Annotated in this window: 19 protein-coding genes; 8 read left to right on the forward strand and 11 right to left on the reverse strand. The window is 75.3% G+C overall.

Annotation, left to right across the window (positions count from 1 at the left end; all coding sequences use genetic code 11):
• Both ABD353_RS35620 and ABD353_RS35625 read left to right on the forward strand, forming a co-directional pair.
• Positions 1 to 1,315: pectate lyase (locus ABD353_RS35620; protein ID WP_344627856.1), on the forward strand; the 1,315-nt coding region annotated here is incomplete at its 5' end.
• A gap of 84 nt (positions 1,316 to 1,399) precedes the next feature.
• Positions 1,400 to 2,146 (forward strand): DUF6348 family protein, encoded by a 747-nt coding sequence (locus ABD353_RS35625; protein ID WP_344627857.1) that lies wholly within the window; start codon positions 1,400 to 1,402, stop codon positions 2,144 to 2,146.
• A 186-nt stretch (positions 2,147 to 2,332) separates the two neighbouring features.
• Here ABD353_RS35625 and ABD353_RS35630 read toward each other — a convergent pair whose 3' ends face one another.
• Positions 2,333 to 2,818, reverse strand: coding sequence for an NUDIX domain-containing protein (locus ABD353_RS35630; protein ID WP_344627858.1), 486 nt, complete (start codon positions 2,816 to 2,818; stop codon positions 2,333 to 2,335).
• On the reverse strand, positions 2,815 to 4,320 hold the full coding sequence (locus tag ABD353_RS35635; RefSeq protein ID WP_344627859.1) for an SDR family NAD(P)-dependent oxidoreductase: 1,506 nt from the start codon (positions 4,318 to 4,320) through the stop codon (positions 2,815 to 2,817). Before ABD353_RS35635 ends, ABD353_RS35630 begins: the two co-directional genes overlap by 4 nt.
• 165 nt (positions 4,321 to 4,485) lie before the next feature.
• Between ABD353_RS35635 and ABD353_RS35640 the strand changes: the two genes are divergently transcribed.
• On the forward strand, positions 4,486 to 5,232 hold the full coding sequence (locus ABD353_RS35640; RefSeq protein WP_344627860.1) for a class I SAM-dependent methyltransferase: 747 nt from the start codon (positions 4,486 to 4,488) through the stop codon (positions 5,230 to 5,232).
• On the opposite strand, the gene ABD353_RS35645 is transcribed toward ABD353_RS35640, so the two are convergent.
• On the reverse strand, positions 5,201 to 5,986 hold the full coding sequence (locus ABD353_RS35645) for an arylamine N-acetyltransferase family protein (protein WP_344627861.1): 786 nt from the start codon (positions 5,984 to 5,986) through the stop codon (positions 5,201 to 5,203). The two genes, ABD353_RS35640 and ABD353_RS35645, sit on opposite strands and share 32 nt — an antisense overlap.
• A gap of 234 nt (positions 5,987 to 6,220) precedes the next feature.
• On the opposite strand from ABD353_RS35645, the gene ABD353_RS35650 reads away from it, so the two are divergent.
• From ABD353_RS35650 to ABD353_RS35660, 3 genes are all read left to right on the forward strand, one after another.
• Positions 6,221 to 8,296, forward strand: a complete 2,076-nt coding sequence (locus tag ABD353_RS35650; protein WP_344627862.1) for an RICIN domain-containing protein — start codon at positions 6,221 to 6,223, stop codon at positions 8,294 to 8,296.
• A gap of 107 nt (positions 8,297 to 8,403) precedes the next feature.
• Positions 8,404 to 8,976, forward strand: coding sequence for a hypothetical protein (locus ABD353_RS35655; RefSeq protein ID WP_344627863.1), 573 nt, complete (start codon positions 8,404 to 8,406; stop codon positions 8,974 to 8,976).
• A gap of 162 nt (positions 8,977 to 9,138) precedes the next feature.
• Positions 9,139 to 9,762, forward strand: a complete 624-nt coding sequence (locus tag ABD353_RS35660) for a hypothetical protein (RefSeq protein ID WP_344627864.1) — start codon at positions 9,139 to 9,141, stop codon at positions 9,760 to 9,762.
• Here ABD353_RS35660 and ABD353_RS35665 read toward each other — a convergent pair.
• The 4 genes from ABD353_RS35665 to ABD353_RS35680 all read right to left on the reverse strand — a co-directional run bounded on the left by ABD353_RS35665 (position 9,726) and on the right by ABD353_RS35680 (position 14,166).
• On the reverse strand, positions 9,726 to 10,907 hold the full coding sequence (locus ABD353_RS35665) for an ARPP-2 domain-containing protein (RefSeq protein WP_344627865.1): 1,182 nt from the start codon (positions 10,905 to 10,907) through the stop codon (positions 9,726 to 9,728). The two genes, ABD353_RS35660 and ABD353_RS35665, sit on opposite strands and share 37 nt — an antisense overlap.
• A complete protein-coding gene (locus ABD353_RS35670; protein ID WP_344627866.1) occupies positions 10,904 to 12,421 on the reverse strand; it encodes a hypothetical protein in 1,518 nt (505 codons plus the stop codon). The genes ABD353_RS35665 and ABD353_RS35670 overlap by 4 nt, the downstream gene beginning before the upstream one ends.
• Positions 12,422 to 12,921: 500 nt before the next feature.
• The gene (locus ABD353_RS35675; protein WP_344627867.1) at positions 12,922 to 13,101 is read right to left on the reverse strand and encodes a hypothetical protein; all 180 of its coding nucleotides are present in this window, start codon (positions 13,099 to 13,101) and stop codon (positions 12,922 to 12,924) included.
• A gap of 411 nt (positions 13,102 to 13,512) precedes the next feature.
• Entirely contained in the window at positions 13,513 to 14,166 is a 654-nt protein-coding gene (locus ABD353_RS35680) for an Rv1733c family protein (protein WP_344627868.1), read from the reverse strand.
• Positions 14,167 to 14,498: 332 nt separating this feature from the next.
• On the opposite strand from ABD353_RS35680, the gene ABD353_RS35685 reads away from it, so the two are divergent.
• Positions 14,499 to 15,533 carry a zinc-dependent alcohol dehydrogenase family protein gene (locus ABD353_RS35685; protein WP_344627869.1) on the forward strand — a complete coding sequence of 345 codons (1,035 nt, stop codon included), beginning with the start codon at positions 14,499 to 14,501 and terminating at the stop codon, positions 15,531 to 15,533.
• Positions 15,534 to 15,704: 171 nt separating this feature from the next.
• The gene (locus tag ABD353_RS35690; protein ID WP_344627870.1) at positions 15,705 to 16,403 is read left to right on the forward strand and encodes a CBS domain-containing protein; all 699 of its coding nucleotides are present in this window, start codon (positions 15,705 to 15,707) and stop codon (positions 16,401 to 16,403) included.
• Between the two features lie 55 nt (positions 16,404 to 16,458).
• On the opposite strand, the gene ABD353_RS35695 is transcribed toward ABD353_RS35690, so the two are convergent.
• The 4 genes from ABD353_RS35695 to ABD353_RS35710 all read right to left on the reverse strand — a co-directional run.
• On the reverse strand, positions 16,459 to 16,887 hold the full coding sequence (locus tag ABD353_RS35695; protein ID WP_344627871.1) for a hypothetical protein: 429 nt from the start codon (positions 16,885 to 16,887) through the stop codon (positions 16,459 to 16,461).
• Positions 16,884 to 17,687 (reverse strand): methyltransferase domain-containing protein, encoded by an 804-nt coding sequence (locus tag ABD353_RS35700; protein WP_344627872.1) that lies wholly within the window; start codon positions 17,685 to 17,687, stop codon positions 16,884 to 16,886. Before ABD353_RS35700 ends, ABD353_RS35695 begins: the two co-directional genes overlap by 4 nt.
• Positions 17,684 to 18,466, reverse strand: coding sequence for a DUF2071 domain-containing protein (locus tag ABD353_RS35705; protein WP_344627873.1), 783 nt, complete (start codon positions 18,464 to 18,466; stop codon positions 17,684 to 17,686). The genes ABD353_RS35700 and ABD353_RS35705 overlap by 4 nt, the downstream gene beginning before the upstream one ends.
• The coding region (locus ABD353_RS35710; RefSeq protein ID WP_344627874.1) for a hypothetical protein at positions 18,463 to 19,064 on the reverse strand (602 nt) is incomplete at its 5' end. The genes ABD353_RS35705 and ABD353_RS35710, both read right to left, overlap by 4 nt.

Genomic DNA, 19,064 nt, shown 5'->3' on the forward strand with positions numbered 1-19,064 from the left:
CGCCCTGCTGGCCGCCGGCGTCGCGGGCGGCCTGTGGGCGGGCGCGGACGCCGCCGCCCCCGCCCCGGCCGCCGGGTCCTCCTACACCCTGGTGAGCGCCGCCGGCGGACTCTGCCTGCAGGCGCCCGCCCCGGCCGCCGGCACCCAACTGGCCCAGCAGGACTGCGGCGCGGGCGGCGAGACCTGGCGGCTGACCGCCGACGGCAGCGGCTACCGGCTGGTCGAGACCGCCGGCGGCCGCTGCGCGGGCGTCCGGGACACCCAGACCGGCGCCGGCGCCGCCGTCCAGGCGGAGGACTGCGACCCGGCGGCCGCCTCCCAGCGCTGGACCCTGACGGCCGTCGAGGGCGGCCACCGGGTGGTCAACGCCACCAGCGGCAAGTGCCTGGCGGTGAAGGACGGTTCGACCGCGGCCGGCACCCCGGTGCAGCAGAACTCCTGCGACTCGGCGCCCGCCAAGCGCTGGACCTTCAAGCCCGCCGCCGCCACCCCGGCCCCCACCGCGAGCACCCCGACCACCACGGCCACGGCCACCCCGAAGCCCACCGCCACCGCGAAGCCCACCGCGACGGCCACGCCCGCCCCGACCGCCACCGCGACGGGCGGCACCGGCACGGCGATCCCGGCCTGGCCGACCCCGCAGGGCGCCGACGTGCCGCTGGCCGCCACCCAGAAGGTCGCCAAGCTTTTCGACGGCGGCGGCCGCCGCTACGTCGGCAAGGGCGCGCTGGGCAGCGGCAGCCAGTCCGAGAACCAGCCCGCCATGTTCGAACTCGCCGACGGCGCCGTGCTGCAGAACGTGATCCTCGGCGACCCGGCCGCCGACGGCGTGCACTGCAGCGGCAGCTGCACCCTGCGCAACGTCTGGTGGGAGAACGTCGGCGAGGACGCCGCCACCTTCAAGGGCACCTCCGCCTCCCAGGTGATGACCGTGGACGGCGGCGGCGCGCGCGGCGCGGCCGACAAGGTCTTCCAGCACAACGGCCCCGGCACCTTCGTCGTCAGGAACTTCCGGGTGGAGGACTTCGGCAAGCTCTACCGCTCCTGCGGCAACTGCAAGACGCAGTACCCCCGCCACGTGGTGATCGACAACGTGATCGCCACCGCGCCCGGCAAGAAGATCGTCGGCATCAACGCCAACCTGGGCGACACCGCCACGATCACCCGGCTCACCGTGGTCGGCGACAGCAGCCGGAAGATCACCGTCTGCCAGCGCTACACCGGCGTCACCTCGGGCGAGCCCAAGGAGGCGGGCAGCGGCCCGGACGGCACCAACTGCCGCTACACGCCCGGCGATGTGACCTACAAGCCCTGACCCCCGGGCCCGCCCCGGCGGCCGCACGGACGCGTTCGGCGTTCCTGTGGCGGCCGGGGCGGCCGCGCCGATACGGTGTCCGCCATGGGGTTGGGATCTTGGTGGCGCGGCTCCGGCGCGGCCACCCGCAGGCAGCCGGGCGACACCGCCCTGCTCTCCGAGCAGGCCGTCCTCGCCGCGGTGGCCGAACGGTTGACGGAACTCGGCGGCGACACCTGGACGGTCGACGGCTCCCTGGTCACCGGCCCCGGCGGCACCGCCGTCGCGGTCGGCGCCCGGCACGGCGAGGGCCCGGCCCACCTCGATCTGACCGTCCTGCTGGACGCCGGACGGCCGCAGGAGCGCAGGGTGCAGGACTGCCTGGCCGGTGTCGAGGCCGACAGCGGGCCCGCGCTGCGCCGCGCGGTCGAGGTCTGGGCCTCCACCACCGGCCTGGCCCTGCTCGAACTCCTCGCCCACAACGGCCGGTTCGCCGGCCACCTGCACCCGGACGACGCGGACGCGCTGCCCGGCTGGCACGCCGTGCACGGCGGCATCGCCGGCTGGGGCACCGGCGACCGGCACGGCGCCGTCCAGGACTGGATGCTCGCCCGGCCGCTGCTGCCGCAGCTCGCCCCGGCGTTCCCGGACGGCTTCGACCGGGACCGCCCGACCGGTCTGTCGCTGCTGTTCGGCAGCGGGGCCGGCCGGGAGAGCGCCGAGGTGCGGGTGAACGGCGCACCGCACGAGGGGGCCTCGAAGGCGCTGCTGGCCCTGGACTGGCCGCGGGTCGCCGAGGGCACCGCCTTCGCCCGGACCTTCGTCCTGCTGACCCGGCCCCAGGACGGCTGACCCGGCCCCAGGACGGCTGACCGGAGGGCGGCGTCCCGCCCGCGGGTCCAGGGGGCGGGAGCCTGCTTCACGGGGCGGTCGGGCAGCCGGACCGGGCCCGGGAACGCCGATCAGGGGCCCGTGCGCCCCTCGTGGGGGTGACCGTGACCTTCGAGGACGCGCCCCGGGGAAGGCGCGGCCCGGTGTTCAGACCAGCGGGTAGACGTGCGCGCCGGCCGGCCCCGGGTAACCGGGCAGCCAGCGGGCCAGCACCAGCCCGGACGGGTGGAACATCGGCTCGGGCAGCGCGTCCACCGGGACCCGCTCCCAACCCGCGCAGCTGTGCGGCTCGGTGACGACCGCGGGCGCGTCGCTCGGCGGGGCGAGGACGGCCGCGGTCAGCCGGGGTCGTCCGAGCTCGTGGTCGAGCAGCACGGCCAGCACCCGCATCGCGGCCGCGGGCAGCACGATGCCGGTCTCCTCGGCGAGTTCACGGGCGGCGGCCTCCTCGAAGGACTCGCCGGTGCCGTCGACCTTGCCGCCGGGCAGGCTCCAGGTCGGCGGCTCGCCCGCGGTGGTGCGCCGTCCGATCAGCACCCGTCCGTCGGTGGTGGGCACGATGACCCCCGCACCGATGATCGGGCCGCCGCCGCCGGCCTGCCCGCCACCGGCCACCGGGCCGATGGCCGTCACCAGGCGGCCTTGGAGTAGTCCTTGAGGAAGCAGCCGTACAGGTCCTCGCCGAGCTCGCCGCGGACGATTGGGTCGTAGACCCGGGCCGCGCCGTCGACCAGGTCGAGCGGGGCGTGGAAGCCCTCGTCGTGCAGCCGCATCTTGTCGGGGTGCGGCCGCTCGTCGGTGATCCAGCCGGTGTCGACGCTGGTCATCAGGATGCCGTCGGTCCGGTACATCTCCTCGGCGCTGGTGCGGGTGAGCATGTTCAGCGCGGCCTTGGCCATGTTGGTGTGCGGGTGGCCGGCGCCCTTGTAGCCGCGGCTGAACACGCCCTCCATGGCGGAGACGTTGACGATGTACTTGCGCCGCGCGGGGGAGGCGGCCATCACCGGCCGGAGCCGGCTGATCAGGATGAACGGCGCGGTGGAGTTGCAGAGCTGCACCTCCAGCAGCTCCATCGGGCCGACCTCGTCGACGGTCTGCACCCAGCTGTTGGTGGAGGCGAGGTCCGGCACCAGGCCGCCGGCGTCGATCGCGGTGCCGGCCTCGATCCGGGCCGGCGAGGCGGAGCCGCTGACCAGGGCGAGGGCGGTGACGTCCTCGGCGCTGATCCGCTCGCTCTCGCCGGAGGCCTGGCCGGGCAGTGCCGGCAGGTCCACGTTGCCGCTGCCGAAGCGCCCGATCACGGTCGACGGGGGCAGTACACCGGCCGGCAGCGGGGCCGACTCGGCGGCCACCAGCTCGCGGTACGACTCCGGCGGGCGGCGGACGGTCTGCGCCGCGTTGTTGATCAGGATGTCCAGCGGGCCGTCGGCGGCGACCTCGTCGGCCAGCGCCATCACCTGGGCCGGGTCGCGCAGGTCGATGCCGACGATCTTCAGCCGGTCGATCCACCGGTCGCTGTCCGGCATCGCCTTGAAGCGGCGGATCGCGTCGTTGGGGAAGCGGGTGGTGATGGTGGTGTGCGCGCCGTCCCGCAGCAGGCAGAGCGCGATGTACATGCCGATCTTGGCGCGGCCGCCGGTGAGCAGGGCGCGCCGCCCGGTGAGGTCGGCGCGGGCGCCGCGGCGGGCGTGGTTGAGCGCCGCGCAGTTGCGGCACAGCTGGTGGTAGAAGGCGTCGACCTCGACGTACCGCTGCTTGCAGGTGTAGCAGGAGCGGGGGCGCTCGAGTATCCCGGCGATCTCGGTGGTGGTCTCGGTGGTCAGGCCGAAGGCGCCGGCCGTCTCGTCGTCGATCCGGCCGGGTGCGCCGGTCGCCGTCCGCGAGGTGACCAGCCGGTCGTTGGCGGTCTTGCGGGCGCGGGTCTCCTGGCGGCGGCGCTGCTTGAGCGTGCGGAAGATGCCGCCGACCGCCTGGCGGACGGTGATCGCGTCCGGGTGGTCCACGTGCAGGGTGTCGAGTTCGGCGAGCACGTCCAGGCACAGGGCCAGGCGCTCGGGGTCGATGCCCGGGCCGAAGTCGATGTCCTGCTCGTCGTGCTGCTGGATCTGGGTCTGGGTGTCCGGGCCCGCCGTCATGCCTGCTGCTGCTTCCCTCGGTGTGCCGCCTGTACCGGCGAATGCTACGGGAGCCTGCCGAGCCGGAGCGAAAAGTAATACCTGCATCTGCCTTGTGGTGGTTACCTGCCCTCGCTAGCGTAAGAGATGAACAGCTCATCCGGCCGTTACCGACGGGAGTGGGGCATGACGACCTGGCACGACTGGCAGCGCAGCTGGGACCGCCAGCAGGAGTGGTACCTGCCCGACCGCGAGGAGCGGTTCCGGGTGATGCTCGACCTGGTCGAGGCGGTGGCCGGCCCGGCGCCGCGCGTCCTCGACCTGGCCTGCGGCACCGGCTCGATCAGCGCACGGCTGCTCGCCCGGCTGCCCGGGGCGGTCTCGGTCGGCGTGGACGTCGACCCCGCGCTGCTCGCGATCGCCCGCGGCCACTTCGCCCACGAGCCGCGCCTCACCCTCGTCACCGCCGACCTGAACGACCCCGGCTGGGCGAAGCTGCTGCCGGACGGCGGCGCGTTCGACGCGGTGCTCACCTCGACCGCCCTGCACTGGCTCGGCAGCGACGCCCTGGTGCGGCTGTACGGCGACCTCGCGGGGCTGGTCCGGCCCGGCGGCCTGTTCGTCAACGCCGACCACATGCCGCAGCCGGACACCCCCCTGCTGAACGCCGCCGACCGGGCCCGGCAGCACGCCCGCCGGGAGCGTGAGCGCGCCGAGGGCGTTCTCGACTGGGCCGCCTGGTGGCGGGCGGGCGGCGACAACCGGGCCGTCGCCGAGGCCGTCGCGGCCCGTTTCGCGATCCACGGCGACCACGCCGACGGCGAGAGCCACCCCGCCGAGTGGCACACCGCCCGGCTGGTCGGGGCCGGCTTCCGCGAGGCCGGGGTGGCCTGGCGCTCGGTCAGTGACGCCCTGGTCGCGGCGGTGCGCTGACCGGCAGCGCGTCGAGCTCGATCCCGAAGTGTTCGCGGTACGCGGCGAGCGCCTGCTCCCCGGTCAGCTGCTCCTCGCTGCGTGAGCCGTCCGCGCCGGTGCGGATCAGCCGGGTGCCGGCGAGGGTGATCCTGCCCTCGCCGGTCAGCCGCGAGCAGGTGGTGGACCGGGTGAAGTGCGACTCGGGCGAGGTCGCCTGCCACCAGCAGGTCGGGCCGAAGTCGGCCAGCGCGTACGGCCGCAGGTCCAGCCGGTACTGCGGCTCGCCGTCCATCAGCACGTCCAGCTCCGCGCCGTGCGGCCGCAGCGTGAACCGGCCGGCGGGGTCGGACTGCTCGCCGCGCCCGTCCAGCCGCAACGGATGGTGGCTGAACCGGCCGAAGCCGACGTCCACCAGCCACGGCTTGTCCAGCAGGACCCGCAGCGCCATGTGGTCGAAGGGCGGCCCGGGCCGGCCGTCCCGGCCGAACACCCGCCCGGCGAGCAGCTCCACCCGGTGGCCGAGCGCCGTGAGCAGGCCGGCGAAGGCGCCGTTGAGCTCGTAGCAGAAGCCGCCGCGGCGGCGCTCCACCAGCTTCTCCCAGAGCGCCCGTTCGGTCAGCACGATCGGCTCGCCGCGGGCCACGCTCAGCGTCTCGAACGGCACGGCGTGCAGGTGCGCGAGCTGCAGGGCGCGCAGCGCCGCCGCGTCCGCGTGCTCCGGCCGCGGCAGGCCGATCCGGTCCAGGTAGGCGGCCACCTGTCGTGCGTCCACCGGTCCTCCCCTTCCTCCGTACTCGGACGGCCCGTCAACCGGGCCGATCGTCGTGGTCCTGACGTCCCGTCGGAAAACAACCGCGAAAAAATGTTTGGGATTCCTGTTATCCCCTCCCGTCCCACGGATCTCCCAGGTGTCGGCAAGCACCACACCCCACCGAGGGCCGACGAGGAGAGACACATGTCACACAGGAAAGCGTCGTCGCACCGTCGCCGCAATCGCCGTGGACTGATGTTCACCGCAACCGCCATCACCGCGGGACTCATCGCGGGAGCCGTCACCATCGGCTCCGCGCTGGAGGGCGACAAGCCGCTCCGCACCTCCGCGGACGCGGTGATCGCGCAGGAGGTGGAGCCCTCGCCGGCCGCCGGTCCGCTCCACAACGAGGCGCCCGCCCCGGTGACCTCCATACCCAAGGACGACCCGACCCGAGGTCTGGTGTACGGCGGCCTCGTGCCGGCCGCCAGCGGCGACAAGTGCGTCGGCGTCTACAAGGTCAACGAGCAGGGCCTGTGCACCCACGGCCCGGACGCCCCGCCGCGCGGCGTCGACGTCCACAAGAGCACCGCCCCGGTGGTCGCGACCACCGAGAAGCCCGCCGACCTCACCCCGACCGCGGCCGCCGCACCGTCCGCCGCGGACCTGCTGAGCGACGCGCCGCCCGTGCTCGACCTGCAGACCGGCAAGGCGCTCGGCGGCTCCGCCGCGCCCGCCGGCACCCCCTCGGCCGGAGCGGGGGCCGCGGCCGAAGGCTCCAAGGTGGTCTGCGAGGGCGACGGCTCGACCGGCAACCGCGTCCAGGTGATGTACGTCCACGCCCCGGGCAACGACCGCTTCGCGCAGTACCTCGCCTCGTTCAAGAAGTGGGCGTCGGACACCGACACCATCTACAACGCGAGCGCCCAGGAGACCGGCGGCGTCCGGCACATCCGCTTCGTCACCGAGGCCGACTGCACCGTCTCGGTGCTGAACGTCGAGCTGTCCGCGGCCTCCCTGCAGGAGTTCGGCGCCAGCAACAAGGCGCTCGCCGCCCAGGGCTTCAACCGCAAGGACCGCAAGTACATGGTCTTCGCGGACGCCAACGTGTACTGCGGCATCGGCACCTTCAACGGTGACGAGCGTCCCGGCCAGGACAACCTGTCCAACTTCGGCCCGTCCTACGGCCGCACCGACAACGGCTGCTGGGGCGGCTCCACCGCCGCCCACGAGCTCGGCCACAACCTCGGCGCCGTCAACAACAGCGCCCCGCACACCAGCAAGGGCGCGCACTGCGTCGACGAGTGGGACATCATGTGCTACTCCGACTCGCCGTACTACCCGAAGATGCAGACCCTCTGCCCGAACCGGGCCGAGGACGACCGCCTCGACTGCAACCACGACGACTACTTCAACACCGACCCGCAGCCGGGCAGCTACCTGACCACGCACTGGAACATCGCCAACAACCAGTTCCTGTTCGCGAACGGCGGCACCAACCCGAACCCGAACCCGACGCCGACCCCCACCAAGTCGCCGACGCCGAGCCCGACCACGCCGAACCCGACCAAGTCGCCGACGCCCAGCCCGAGCCCGACCGACTCGACGCCCACCCCGAGCCCCAGCCCGACCTCGACCACCGGTCCCAAGGTGACGGTCGGCCAGATCACCACCAACTCGGCGGTGCTCAGCTGGACGGCGGTCAGCGGCGCCTCCGGTTACGACCTCCAGGTCAACGGCCGCTCCATCGCGACCGTCACCTCCAGCGTCGTCCGCCTGGTCAACCTCAAGCCCGACACCGAGTACAAGGTCGCCGTCGCGGTCAAGGACAAGTCCGGCAAGACCGCCAAGCCCGGCCGCACCACCGCCTTCCGCACCACCAAGGCGGCCGGCCCCGCGCCGACCCAGCCCGGCACCCGCTACCTGATGATCAACAGCCTGACCGGCCAGGCCGCCGACATGTGGGGCGGCTCCACCCGCGACGGCGCCGTGCTCATCGGCTACCAGCGGCACGGCTACTCCAACCAGCAGTGGCTGTTCGAGGACGCCGGCGACGGCTACCTGAAGATCCGCTCCGCCCGCTCCGACAAGTGCCTGCAGATCGGCGGCCAGGCCGTCGCCGGCCAGTACGTGATGCAGCAGCCCTGCTCGTCCGCGGACAGCCAGCAGTGGAAGATCGCCTCCGCCGGCAGCGGCTACGCGCTGACCGCCAAGGGCTCCTCGCTCGTCCTCGGCACCAGCAAGCGCTGGTACTACGGCGGCTGGCTGCTGGAACTGCAGCAGCCCAGCGGCCAGTCCTACCAGAACTGGACCATCCAGGCCGCCTCCTGACGAGGCGCCCCCGAGCCCGGTGGGGCGGGAGTCGGCCCTCCCGCCCCACCGGGCCGTCCCGTCCCACCGGGCGCCCGCGCCCGCCGGCCAGACCAGGAGCCACCCCCATGCGCCTGCGCACCCTCGCCACCGCCGCCGCCCTCACCGGCCTGACCGTGCTCGGCACGGCCCAGCCCGCCGGTGCCCACGGCGACACCATCGCCTTCACCGTCTCCAGCCTGGTCGACGGGCACCTCACCGCCGTCGCCACCTGGGAGAACGACCACGACCCGGTCGACGAGAAGATCGCCGGAACCCTGAGCGCCACCGCCCAGGACGGCCGCGCGGTCGGCCCCTGGCAGCTGGTCGCGGTCGCCGGCAAGCCCGGCACCTACACCACCGCCCGCCAACTGCCGCCCGGTCACTGGAAGGTGATCGTCGAATCGGGCTTCCCCGCGCTCGGCCGGGGCGAGGCCGAGGTCGACGTCACCGCCGTCCCCGGCACCGCGCCCAGCAGCGGACCGGTGGCCCCGGTGGGCACCGCCCCCGCGCCGAGCGCCTCCGCCGAGCCGATCCGCAGCACCTCGGCCGCCGCCGAGGCCGACAGCGCCTGGACCTGGATGGCGGTGGTCGTCGCCGTGCTGGCCGCCGCGGCGGCCGCCGGCGCCGTGCTGCTGCGCCGCCGCCGCGCCGGGCACTGAGCGGCGCACGGCGGGCCCCGGCGGGGCCGCAGCCGTCCGCTTCCGCAGGTCACCGGCGTGCGAAAGCGGGGCAGAGGCGACAAGTCGCCTCATCGATCTGTCGACTCCTGGCCACGGACGACGGGTTGTGCCGTCCCCGCCGGTGCAGGTCACCATGAAGACATGGACATCGACACGGTCGTCCGCACCCGCCGGGCCCTGCACGCCGTCGCCGAGACGGTGCTCGCCGGGCCCCAGTACCGGGCGAGCGGCACCATCCGGCTGCGGGCCTACCCGGGCGGTTTCGCCACCACGGCCGAACCCTTCCTGCAGGTCATCGGCGACGAGCTGATGGCCCCGGGACACCGCCTCACCCTGCGGCGCACCAGCTGCGCGGCGCTCGCGACGGCCCTCGGCCTCGAACCCGGCCCGCCCGAGGGCCTGTACCACGACGGCTCCGGCGCCGCCTCCGACGACCCGGTCGACGCCGACCCGCAGGCCGCCCAGTGGATCGCCCACTGCTTCGGCGCCGCCGACACCGCCCTGCGCCGCCTCGCCCCGGACACGGAACCGGTGCTCTGGCCCGAGCACTTCGACCTCGGCATCACCCTCGACGCGGTCAACTACGGCGTCTCCGCCGGCGACTCCTACCAGCCCGAGCCGTACGCCTACGTCGGCCCGCACACCCCGCGCACCGGCGGGTTCTGGAACGCCCCGTTCGGCGCCGCCCGCACCGTCCGCGAACTCGGCGGCGCCGACGCCCTCACCCGCTACTTCGACGAGGGCCGCCGGCTCGCCGCCGGCTGAGCCGCGGCGCCGTCCCCACCCGCCCGGGCCCGCTTGCGGTACCCGTCCAGCACGTCCTGCCGCAGCAGCGCCCCGAAGCCCGCCGCCTCCAGCCGCAGGCCCAACTGCGCCTCGGTGGCGTTCAGCGCGGCCGCCGCCGAGCCCAGGTGCCAGTCGTGCGCGGCGAGCGTGTCCAGCAGGAACCCCCGGCGCACCTGCGCCTCCGACAGCCGGAAGGTCTTCAGGTAGGCGATCCGGCCGTCCCCGTCGGTGATCGTCTCGCCGATGTGGTTCTCCGCGCCCGGCCGGAACTCCGGCAGGAACCGGCCGAGGGTGAACCGGCCCGCCCGGTACACCGGCCGGGACCGGACGGGGGCCGCCAGCAGGCCCGCCGCCATCGTGCCGTCGTGGAACTCCGCCCAGGCCCGCTCCTGCCCGCCCGCGGCCGCCCGCAGGTCGGCCAGCGAGCGGATGCCCGGGCCCGGGATGCTCGCCCGGAACTCCGGCACCGGCGCCGACAGCAGTGCGTAGTGGTGGATCAGCTCGCCGAACAGGTCGTGCACCAGCGTCGCGTGCAACGCCCGGTAGTCCTCCGGATGCGGCACCGCGAACGCCGCCGCCAGGGCGTCCGCGACGTACACCAGCACCCCGCACTGCCCGTGGTGGATCTCGAACACCCGCAGCGCGTCGGCCAGCCCGCGCACCTCGGCACCCCGGTACGCCTCCTCGGCGCGCGGCGACAGCCCCGCGCGCACCGCCCGCTGCGACCACTCCGCCCAGAGCACCGTCGGCCCGCCGAAGTGCAGCGCGAGGTAGCCCTCCAGCGCCAGGTGCAGCGGCAGGAAACGCAGCCGGTTCGAGCCCTCCCGGCGGGCCAGCCGGTGGTGCGGACGCACCGGTACGCGCTCCGGCACCCGCTCGCCGAGCGAGGTGCCGTAGGCGGCGGCGGAGCCGTCGTCCGTCCAGTCCGCGACGAAGCCGTGCGGCACGTAGGACAGGTAGGTGGTGCGGCGGTCGAGCGCGACCGGGGCGTACGCGTCCCCGTACACCCGCCGGTGCAGCCGCAGGTCGGTGATCGGCGCCGCGCGCAGCAGCGGCACCAGGCGCACCCCGCCCCACACCTGGGCCGGCCCGGTGGCCAGGCCCGTCAGGTCGAGCCCGCTCACTCGTCCGCCTCCCCGTCGTGTTCCCCGTCGGTGTCCGACCTGCGGGTGTCCGACCTGCCGGTGTCCGGTCCACCGCCGGTGTGCTCCCCGGCGGCCAGGAACGCCGCCGTCCGCTCGGCCAGGTGCGCGGTCAGCTCGGGCAGTCCGGTGCGGCCCTCGGCGAACCGGGCGATCCCGACCAGCGGCACCAGGTCCTCGGCGTCCCGGATGCCGGCGGTCGGCACGCCCGGGGCGAGTCGGCGCACGTCGAAGCCGTCCGCGTCCCAGACCGGGTTGAGGTGCACGATCCTCGTCGCCCCGGCGGGATCCAGCCGGGTGCGCCACACCCGCAGCACCTCGGCGGCGAGGCCCGGCGGCGCGTTGTCCCAGCCGTCCGAGACGATCACCAGCTGCTCCGGGGCGGTCTCCAGGGCGTCCAGGACGCGCCGGCCCAGCGGCGTCGCCCCGGACGGCCGGGCCAGCAGCGCATCACGGCGGCCCGAGGTCCACAGCGGGACGTACTCCGAGGCCAGCACCGCCAGCAGGTGGTGGCAGGCCAGTGCCACCGCCAGCGGACGCCGCCGCTTCTGCCCCGAGCCGTACGAGGAGAAGCTGTCGTCCAGCACCGCGGCCACCCGGCCCCAGGTGCCCTGCCGGGCGCCCGCCGTGCGCCGCGCCGCGGCCTCCAGCGCCGCCGTCAGCTCGGCCCGCCGGGCGCGCCGCTGCTCGACCGGCAGCCCGAGGACGTACCCGGCCAGCCGGGTCAGCGGCATCCGTGCGAGGTCCACCGCGACAGCGTCCGCCCCCGCGGCGCGGGCCGACTCCTGAAGCCGCAGCCGCTCCAGCCGGGTCATCCGGGGTGCGATCCGCTCCAGGAAGGCCGCCCGCGGGATCCCGTGCTTCGCCGCGAAGCCCTCGGCCACGGTGTACGGCAGCTCGTACACCGCCGACTTCTGGTAGTGCGCCCGCCGCCAGGCGTCCAGCAGCGGCGATTCGAAGGAGCGGCCCTGCCGCGACTTCTCCCCGCCGAACGCGAAGTCGCCCAACTCCGGCCCGGGCGGCGCCAGGTGCGCGTGCCGCAGGGCCGTGCGGAAGCCGCCGCGGTACTTCACCGCGTCCAGGGCGGCGTCGGGCCGGGCCGCGATCCAGTCCCGGACGACCGCGCGGGTGCGCCGGTTGTTCACCCCGGCCCGGCGCAGCTCGGCGAAGAGCCGGTACACCCGCTGCGGCGGCATCAGCGCCAGGCGCCGGGCGATCAGCCGGCCCTCGGTGCGGCGCTGCGCGTCGGTGGCCTCCCGCGAGGTTTCCAGCAGCCGGCGGACGATCATCGCCGCGTTGTGGTCGTTGACGTCCAGGGCGAGCACCGCCGCGTACAGGTCGCGGTAGTTGCCGAGGATGTACGCGTGCAGGAAGTCCAGCGACAGCCGCTGCTCGGCCGCGTCGGTGTGGAACTCGCGCTGGCCGGTGGCCGTGACCGCCGCGTTCACGAACAGCAGCACGTCCTCGGCGGCGACCAGATCGCCCGGCGTCTCCATGGTTCAGCCCCCGTCGGTGTGGCGGGCCGGCCGGGGAATGGGGGCACGAGCTGCGAATTATCGCGGTAAAGGCGCCTTCCGGAAGTCGCACCGGAGTCCCGCGGCCGGCCGCCGGACGACCGTAGCAGACCGGCCGGCGCGAGCGCTGCTGACTATTCGTCAGCAAGTTCCGCCGATTGTATTGACGGTGTACCGACATGGACCTACAAGAGTAAGGAGCTCCGGTGCCCCCATCCGTCCGGAGCGGCGAACGTGCGTCTTCTCGAACCCCCTCACCGAGGAAGAGGCCCACCCATGCGCTCATCCAGCCGCCCCGCCCTGCTCGCCGCCGCCCTGCTCGCGACCGCCGCCGCCGGTCTCCCCGCCCTCTCCGCCCCGGCCGCCGCCGCGCCCCGGCCGGCCGCCGCGGCCGTCCTCACCAGCGGGGACGCCACCGGCGACGCCGTGGCCGTGGGCGACGTGCTCTCGGCACCGCTCGCCGCGACCACCCGGGCCACCTTCTACTCCACCGCCACCAGCACCACCGGAGTCACCTGCGGCACCTCGCAGTTCACCGCCACCGTGCTCACCAACCCCGCCGCACCCGGCACCGCCACCGAGTCCCTCACCGGCATGGCCTTCGGCTCGTGCACCAGCAACGTCACCGGCGTCACCGCGGTGAAGAGCCTGACCGTCGGCAACCTGCCCTACACCGTCGCGGTCGACGACACCGCCGGGTACCCCGTCACCCTCACCGCAGGCCCGGCCGGGCCGATCCAGGCCACCGCCGTGCTCGCCACCTGGTTCGGCACCATCACCTGCAGCTACCAGCTCCGCCGGGGCCCCCCCCCCCCCCCCCGCCCCCCCCGACAACACCGCCCACAGCCTGGCCTTCCACAACGAGCACTTCGCCAAGAGCGGCGGATCTGGCCTGTGCCCCGCGGACGGATACTTCTCCGCCACCTACGGCCCCGTCACCGACACCGGCCGGCCCGGCAGCCCCGTCGTCCACGTCAACTGACCGCGCACACGCGTCACGCGGAGGCGGAGGGGCACCTGCCGTGCCCCTCCGCCTCGCGGTCGGCGCTCCACCCGGTCACGCCGTCACGGGATCAGGCGTCCGAGCCGTTGCGGCCTCCCGCGCGGCCCGTCCAGGTCGGCTCGACCACCGCCCAGTCCGTCTGCCACTCCTCCTCCGCCCGGCGCTGCAACCGGCTGCGCCGCACGCTGTACCCGACCGCGCAGGTGAGCGCCACAGCCGCCCAGCCGCCCAGCACGACGAAGCCGGTGGTCGCCACGATGTCCGAGGTCGACCGCGGCCCCCCGGCGGCCCGGCCCGCATCGTCCACCCACACCCTGACCTGCGAACCCGGCCCGGCCGAACTCGGCACCGCCGCCTGCTCCGTCACCGTGTGCCCGGCCGGGTACGTCCACGTCGCCAGCGCCCGGTAGCCGCCCGCCGGCGCCCCCGAGGCACTCAGGTCCGCCTGCTGCGGCTCGCTGCGGACCACCGCCGGCACCCGGTGCAGCCGGGCCGCCGCCCGCGCCGCGTCCGCCTGCGCCGACCAGTACATGAACAGCGCCGCCGCCCCCGCGCCGGCCGCCGCCACCACCACGGCCAGCCACGCGGCCAGCAGGGCCCGGCTCCGCGACCGGTCCACCGGCCGCCGCAGCGGCCCGGCGTCCGCGCCGACCGCCAGCCGCAGATGCACCACCAGGCGCCGCCACCGGGAATTCCCGCGGCGGCCGGGGAAGTGGGTGCGCATAGTACGCCTCCTACCGCCGGCTTCGGACTCAAGCGTCTCTCCAACCGGCCCCACCGGCACCCCGCCACGCGTACCACCCGTCCACCTCCCCCCACCCGGCCCACCCCCACCTGCGGCGATCCCCGACCGGTGCCGACGGTCACGCACGGTCGCCGCGGCGGGCCGGACGTTCGCGAACCGTGCTGCCCGGGCCGCATCGTCGCCCGTGCACGACCGCACCCGGGCGCGGCTGCCCGGGCTGCGGTGGCGGTGCATGCTGGAGGCGGAAGCCGCACCGCGTCCACCGCCCGGCCGCACCGCCGGGAGGCCGCGCCGACGGGAGGCCACAGCCGATGGCTGCCGAGACCGGGACGACCACCGGAACCACCACCGCCTGGGTCGTCGACCACCCCGCACCCGCCGCCGACCGCCCGCTGCGCCGGGTCGAACGGCCACTGGAACCGCTCGGACCGAGGAGCCTGCTGCTGGAGGTCCGGGCCTGCGGCGTCTGCCGGACGGACCTGCACCTCGCCGAGGGCGACCTCGCACCGCACCTGCCCGGCTGCCCGCCCGGCCACGAGATCGTCGGACGGGTGCTGCGGGCCGGGCCGCGGGCAACCGACTTCGCCGAGGGCGACCGGGTCGGCGCCGCCTGGCTGGCCGGCACCTGCGGCAGCTGCCGGTACTGCCTCGCCGGCCGCGAGAACCTCTGCCCGGACTCCCGCTACACCGGCTGGGACGTCCCCGGCGGCTACGCCGGCCACGCCGTGGTCGACGCCGACTACGTCTACCGGCTGCCGGAGGGCCCGCCCGACGAGGACCTCGCCCCGCTGCTCTGCGCCGGCATCATCGGCTACCGCGCGCTCCAGCGCGCCGACCTCCCGCCCGGCGGGCGCCTCGGCCTGTACGGCTTCGGGGCGTCCGCACACCTGACCGCACAGCTCGCCCTCGCCCGGGGCGCCCGCGTCCACGTGCTGACCCGCTCCGCCGAGGCCCGCAGGCTCGCCCAGGACCTCGGCGCCAGCTCGGCCCGCGGCGCCGACGACAGCCCGCCCGAACCCCTCGACTCGGCGATCCTCTTCGCCCCGGTCGGCGACCTCGTCCCCGTCGCCCTCGCCGCCCTCGACCGCGGCGGCACCCTCGCGGTGGCCGGGATCCACCTCTCCGACATCCCGCGCCTCGACTACCGCCAGTACCTCTTCCAGGAGCGCACGCTGCGCAGCGTCACCGCCAACACCCGGGCCGACGGCCGCGCCTACCTCGCCGAGACCGCCGCCCACCCGCCCACCGTGCACGTCCGCCGCTACCCGATGAGCCGCGCCCCCGAAGCCCTCGCCGACCTCGCCGCCGACCGCGTCACCGGCGTCGCCGTCCTCGTCCCCGACTGACCGCCGGCTCTCCCGGCCGCGCCCGCCACAGTCGCCACCGTCGCCGACCGGACGGGCCGAGCCCCCCGAGCGGCGGTTCCGGGGCGCGACGGTTCGTGAACGGGTCCTAGGGCCCTACCGTTGGGGGCAGGGGTGGGTGAGGATCGGGGCACGGCAGCAGGGAGGCTGGTCATGGGGCACCGCACGGTGGAGTCGGTGATGACCCGGGACGTCGTCCGGGTGGCACCGGAGACCGGATTCCGGGAGATCGTGGCGCTCCTGGCGGAGTTCGACATCACGGCGGTGCCGGTGGTGGACGCCGAGGACCGGCCGGTCGGGATCGTCTCGGAGGCGGACCTGCTGCGCACCCTGGCCGCCCAGGAGGACGACCCGGCGACCGCGTCCGCGGCGGACAGGGCCCCGGCGGGCACCCCCGACAGCGGCAGGGCCGCGGTGACCGCGGCGGAGCTGATGACCGGCTCGGTGCTGTGCACCACGCCCGGCGCGAGCGTGGTGGCGGCCGCCCGGCTGATGACCGCGCACGGGGTGAAGCGGCTGCCGGTGGTCGACGCGGACGGCCGGCTGGCCGGCCTGGTCAGCCGGGGCGACCTGCTGCGGGTGTTCCTCCGCGAGGACCGGCTGATCCACCGGGAGATCGTCGAGGAGGTGCTGGGCAAGGTCGACGGAGTGAGCCCGGCCCTGGTCGGCGTGGAGGTGGTGCAGGGCCGGGTGGTGCTCAGCGGCACCATCGAGACCCCGGGACTCGCGCCGCTCGTGGTGCGGCTGTGCCGCTCCGTCGACGGGGTCGTCTCGGTCACCGACCGCACGGGCACCGGGACGGAGGGCGGACCGGACCCGGTGCACGCCTACGCGACCGGTCACGTCTTCTGACCACACCCGGACCGCATCCCGCCCGCACCCCGACCGCGCGCACCTCACCGGCGCCTCAACCGCGGAGCACCGCCACCAGCGCGCAGGCGAACACCGCCGTCACCCAGGTCCACAGCACCGACAGCGCCACGTGCGCGGCGGTGCGCAGCCGGTCCCCGCGCCAGAGCGCCGGGGAGAACACCGCGAACTCGAAGAGCCAGCGGATGCCCCAGAAGAGGGTCTGCGCGGTGAGCAGCGCGGTGCCGAGCCGACCGCCCGCGAGCAGGTCGGGGGCGAGCAGCAGCGGCAGCAGGCCGAGCAGGACGCAGGTCAGGGCGATGAAGAACATGTGCACGTAGGAGACCTGACGGGTCAGCAGCGTGGTGCCGGCCAGGTCGGAGGGCCAGCCGATGAACCGCGGCAGGACGGCGTGCAGCGCGCCCATGGCGATCAGGGCGGCACCCACCAGCCGCAGTTGGCCCTCCAGGGTGAGCAGGTGGGTCACGGTGTGCCGTCCTTCCGGTCCGGGGCGTCGGTCTGCGTGAAGGCGAAGGCGGTCACCAGTCCGGCGATCCGCCGTTCGGCGACCGGGTGCAGGCCCGCGTCCGCGGCGGCGCCGAGCCAGGTCCGCCGCGAGAAGAAGTGCCGGGCGCCGGGGCCGTAGACGGCGGTGTTGGCGGCGTCCCGCAGGTGCTCGACCAGGACGAGGCGGCCGCCGGGGCGCAGCACCCGGGCGAACTCGGCGAACAGCGCCCGCCGGTCCTCGGCGCGGCGCAGCTCGTGGGCGGCGAAGACGACGAGGACGGTGTCCGCCGAGTCCGTCGCGGCGGGCAGCCGGTCGGGCCGTCCGGCGAGGGTGCCCGGCACGGGCGGCACCCGGCGGCGGGCCCGCCGGATCGAGCCCTCGGTCATCGTCGCCCGGTCGTAGAGGTCCACCACCCGCTGGGGGTGGTCCGGCCGGCGGGCGGCCAGGGGCCGGCTGGTCTCGTCGAGGCCGGCGGAGACCACCAGGTGCTCGCCCGGTCCGGCCGGCAGCAGCTCGTCCAGCCAGTCGAAGGTCTGCAGCTTTGAGCGGTCGTAGACCCACCAGGTGGCGGCGGTGCTGGTCGCCAGCAGTCCCGCGGCGGCCGCCGCACCGAGCCGGGCGATCCGCGCGGCCGGCCCGGGCAGACGGTGGGAGACCGCGAGCCCGGCCCCCGCGGCGAGGCAACCCGCCACGTACATCGGCCAGTTGTAGTAGACCACCTCCCGCAGCCCGGAGAACCCGCGCTGTTCCTGCTGCTCGCCTGCCGTGATCCGGTTCACCGCTCGGCCCCGTTCTCGGCGCGGCGCCGGCCGGCCTCCCAGCCGTACTCGAGGTCGGCGACGTGGAAGGCGTTGGCGAGGACGGGGGTCGTCCCGGCGAAGGGGCCGTGCCGGAAGAAGGTCGGCGGGGTCGGCAGTTCGACGGCGACCGGGGTCGGCTCCCAGCGGGTCCGGGTGGCCTTGACCACGATCATCGAGCCGGTCTCCGGCTCGTGCTCGAAGGTGTAGGGCAGCGGCCCGGCGAACCGGCGGGCGTCCTTGGCGGAGGCGAACGGGCTGCCGGCCGGCAGGTCCGCGGGGGCGCCGCCGAGGTCGGCCCGCACGTGCAGGTCGGCCCGGCCGTCGCGGCTGACGATCCGGAACTCCAGGGTGTCGTCGACGACCCGGCTGCCGATCCGGGCGAGCCGGTAGCGGTAGCGGGAGAGCAGGTTGCCGCCGAGCACCATGACCCGGCTGTCGGTGTCGCTGCGGAGGATCTTCAGGCCGCGCATGGTCCGCCCGGTGGGGGTCGGGAAGCGGGTGAAGATGCGGTACCCGGTGAGGATCCGGTCGGCGCCGAGGCCGGCCGGCAGGAAGGCGGGCCGCAGGTCCCGGGTGTCCACCAGGGCGGCGGCCACGAAGCCGTGCTCGGTGCCGCCCGGGTCGGTGTAGGTGTCGAGGGCGAGGCCGGGCGGCAACAGGGGCTGCAGGACGTCCGGCGGCAGGGCGTAGGTGAGGACCAGCGAGTGCGCGAAGCGGGTCCGCATGGGGACGGGGTGGCGTTGCAGCAGGTGCTTCATCGCGGGTCGGCTCCGTCCGTCCCGGTGCGGACGGCCCGCACCACGCCCCAGATCACCGAACGGTCCTCGGCGGCGAGCCCGGGCCCGGCCGGGCCGGGTTCGCGGAGGCTGCGGACCACCGCGACCCCGCCGGGCCGCACCGCGTGCTCGACGGCGGCGCGCAGCCGGCGGGCGAAGTCCGGCCCCGGTCCGTCGACCACGTTGGAGAGCGTCACCGCGTCGTAGCGGCCGGCCGTGGAGCGCTCCAGGTGTTCGACGACCTCGCCGAGCACCAGCCGCACCCGGCCGCCGCCGGCCGGAAGGGCGGTGGCGTCGGGGCGTTCGCGGCCGAGCAGCAGCCGCCAGGCCCAGTCGTTGGCCGCGTTGGGGTGCCGGGCGACCGTCCGGGCGATCCGGCGGAGCAGCACGGTGTCGAAGCCGGGCGGCAGGGCGCAGCGGAAGCCCGGCCGCAGGGCGGCGGCGATCGCCTCGGCGGACAGCAGGGCGCCGGGGGCGGGCAGCCGCAGCCCCGGGCCGTCGAACTCGGCCGACCAGCGGCGGGGCTGCTCGGCGGGGTCGTCGAGGCGCAGGAAGCCGGCGACGGGGGCGGGGCGCCCGG

It is taken from the genome of Kitasatospora arboriphila (assembly GCF_039528095.1).
Classification (GTDB): Bacteria; Actinomycetota; Actinomycetes; order Streptomycetales; family Streptomycetaceae; genus Kitasatospora; species Kitasatospora arboriphila.

Excerpts from the sequence above, each read along its gene's own strand:
- ABD353_RS35625 (WP_344627857.1), top strand. The coding sequence starts at position 1,400 with ATGGGGTTGGGATCTTGGTGGCGCGGCTCCGGCGCGGCCACCCGCAGG.
- ABD353_RS35635 (WP_344627859.1), bottom strand. The coding sequence starts at position 4,320 with ATGACGGCGGGCCCGGACACCCAGACCCAGATCCAGCAGCACGACGAG.
- ABD353_RS35640 (WP_344627860.1), top strand. The coding sequence starts at position 4,486 with ATGACGACCTGGCACGACTGGCAGCGCAGCTGGGACCGCCAGCAGGAG.
- ABD353_RS35650 (WP_344627862.1), top strand. The coding sequence starts at position 6,221 with ATGTTCACCGCAACCGCCATCACCGCGGGACTCATCGCGGGAGCCGTC.
- ABD353_RS35655 (WP_344627863.1), top strand. The coding sequence starts at position 8,404 with ATGCGCCTGCGCACCCTCGCCACCGCCGCCGCCCTCACCGGCCTGACC.
- ABD353_RS35660 (WP_344627864.1), top strand. The coding sequence starts at position 9,139 with ATGGACATCGACACGGTCGTCCGCACCCGCCGGGCCCTGCACGCCGTC.
- ABD353_RS35670 (WP_344627866.1), bottom strand. The coding sequence starts at position 12,421 with ATGGAGACGCCGGGCGATCTGGTCGCCGCCGAGGACGTGCTGCTGTTC.
- ABD353_RS35680 (WP_344627868.1), bottom strand. The coding sequence starts at position 14,166 with ATGCGCACCCACTTCCCCGGCCGCCGCGGGAATTCCCGGTGGCGGCGC.
- ABD353_RS35685 (WP_344627869.1), top strand. The coding sequence starts at position 14,499 with ATGGCTGCCGAGACCGGGACGACCACCGGAACCACCACCGCCTGGGTC.
- ABD353_RS35690 (WP_344627870.1), top strand. The coding sequence starts at position 15,705 with ATGGGGCACCGCACGGTGGAGTCGGTGATGACCCGGGACGTCGTCCGG.
- ABD353_RS35705 (WP_344627873.1), bottom strand. The coding sequence starts at position 18,466 with ATGAAGCACCTGCTGCAACGCCACCCCGTCCCCATGCGGACCCGCTTC.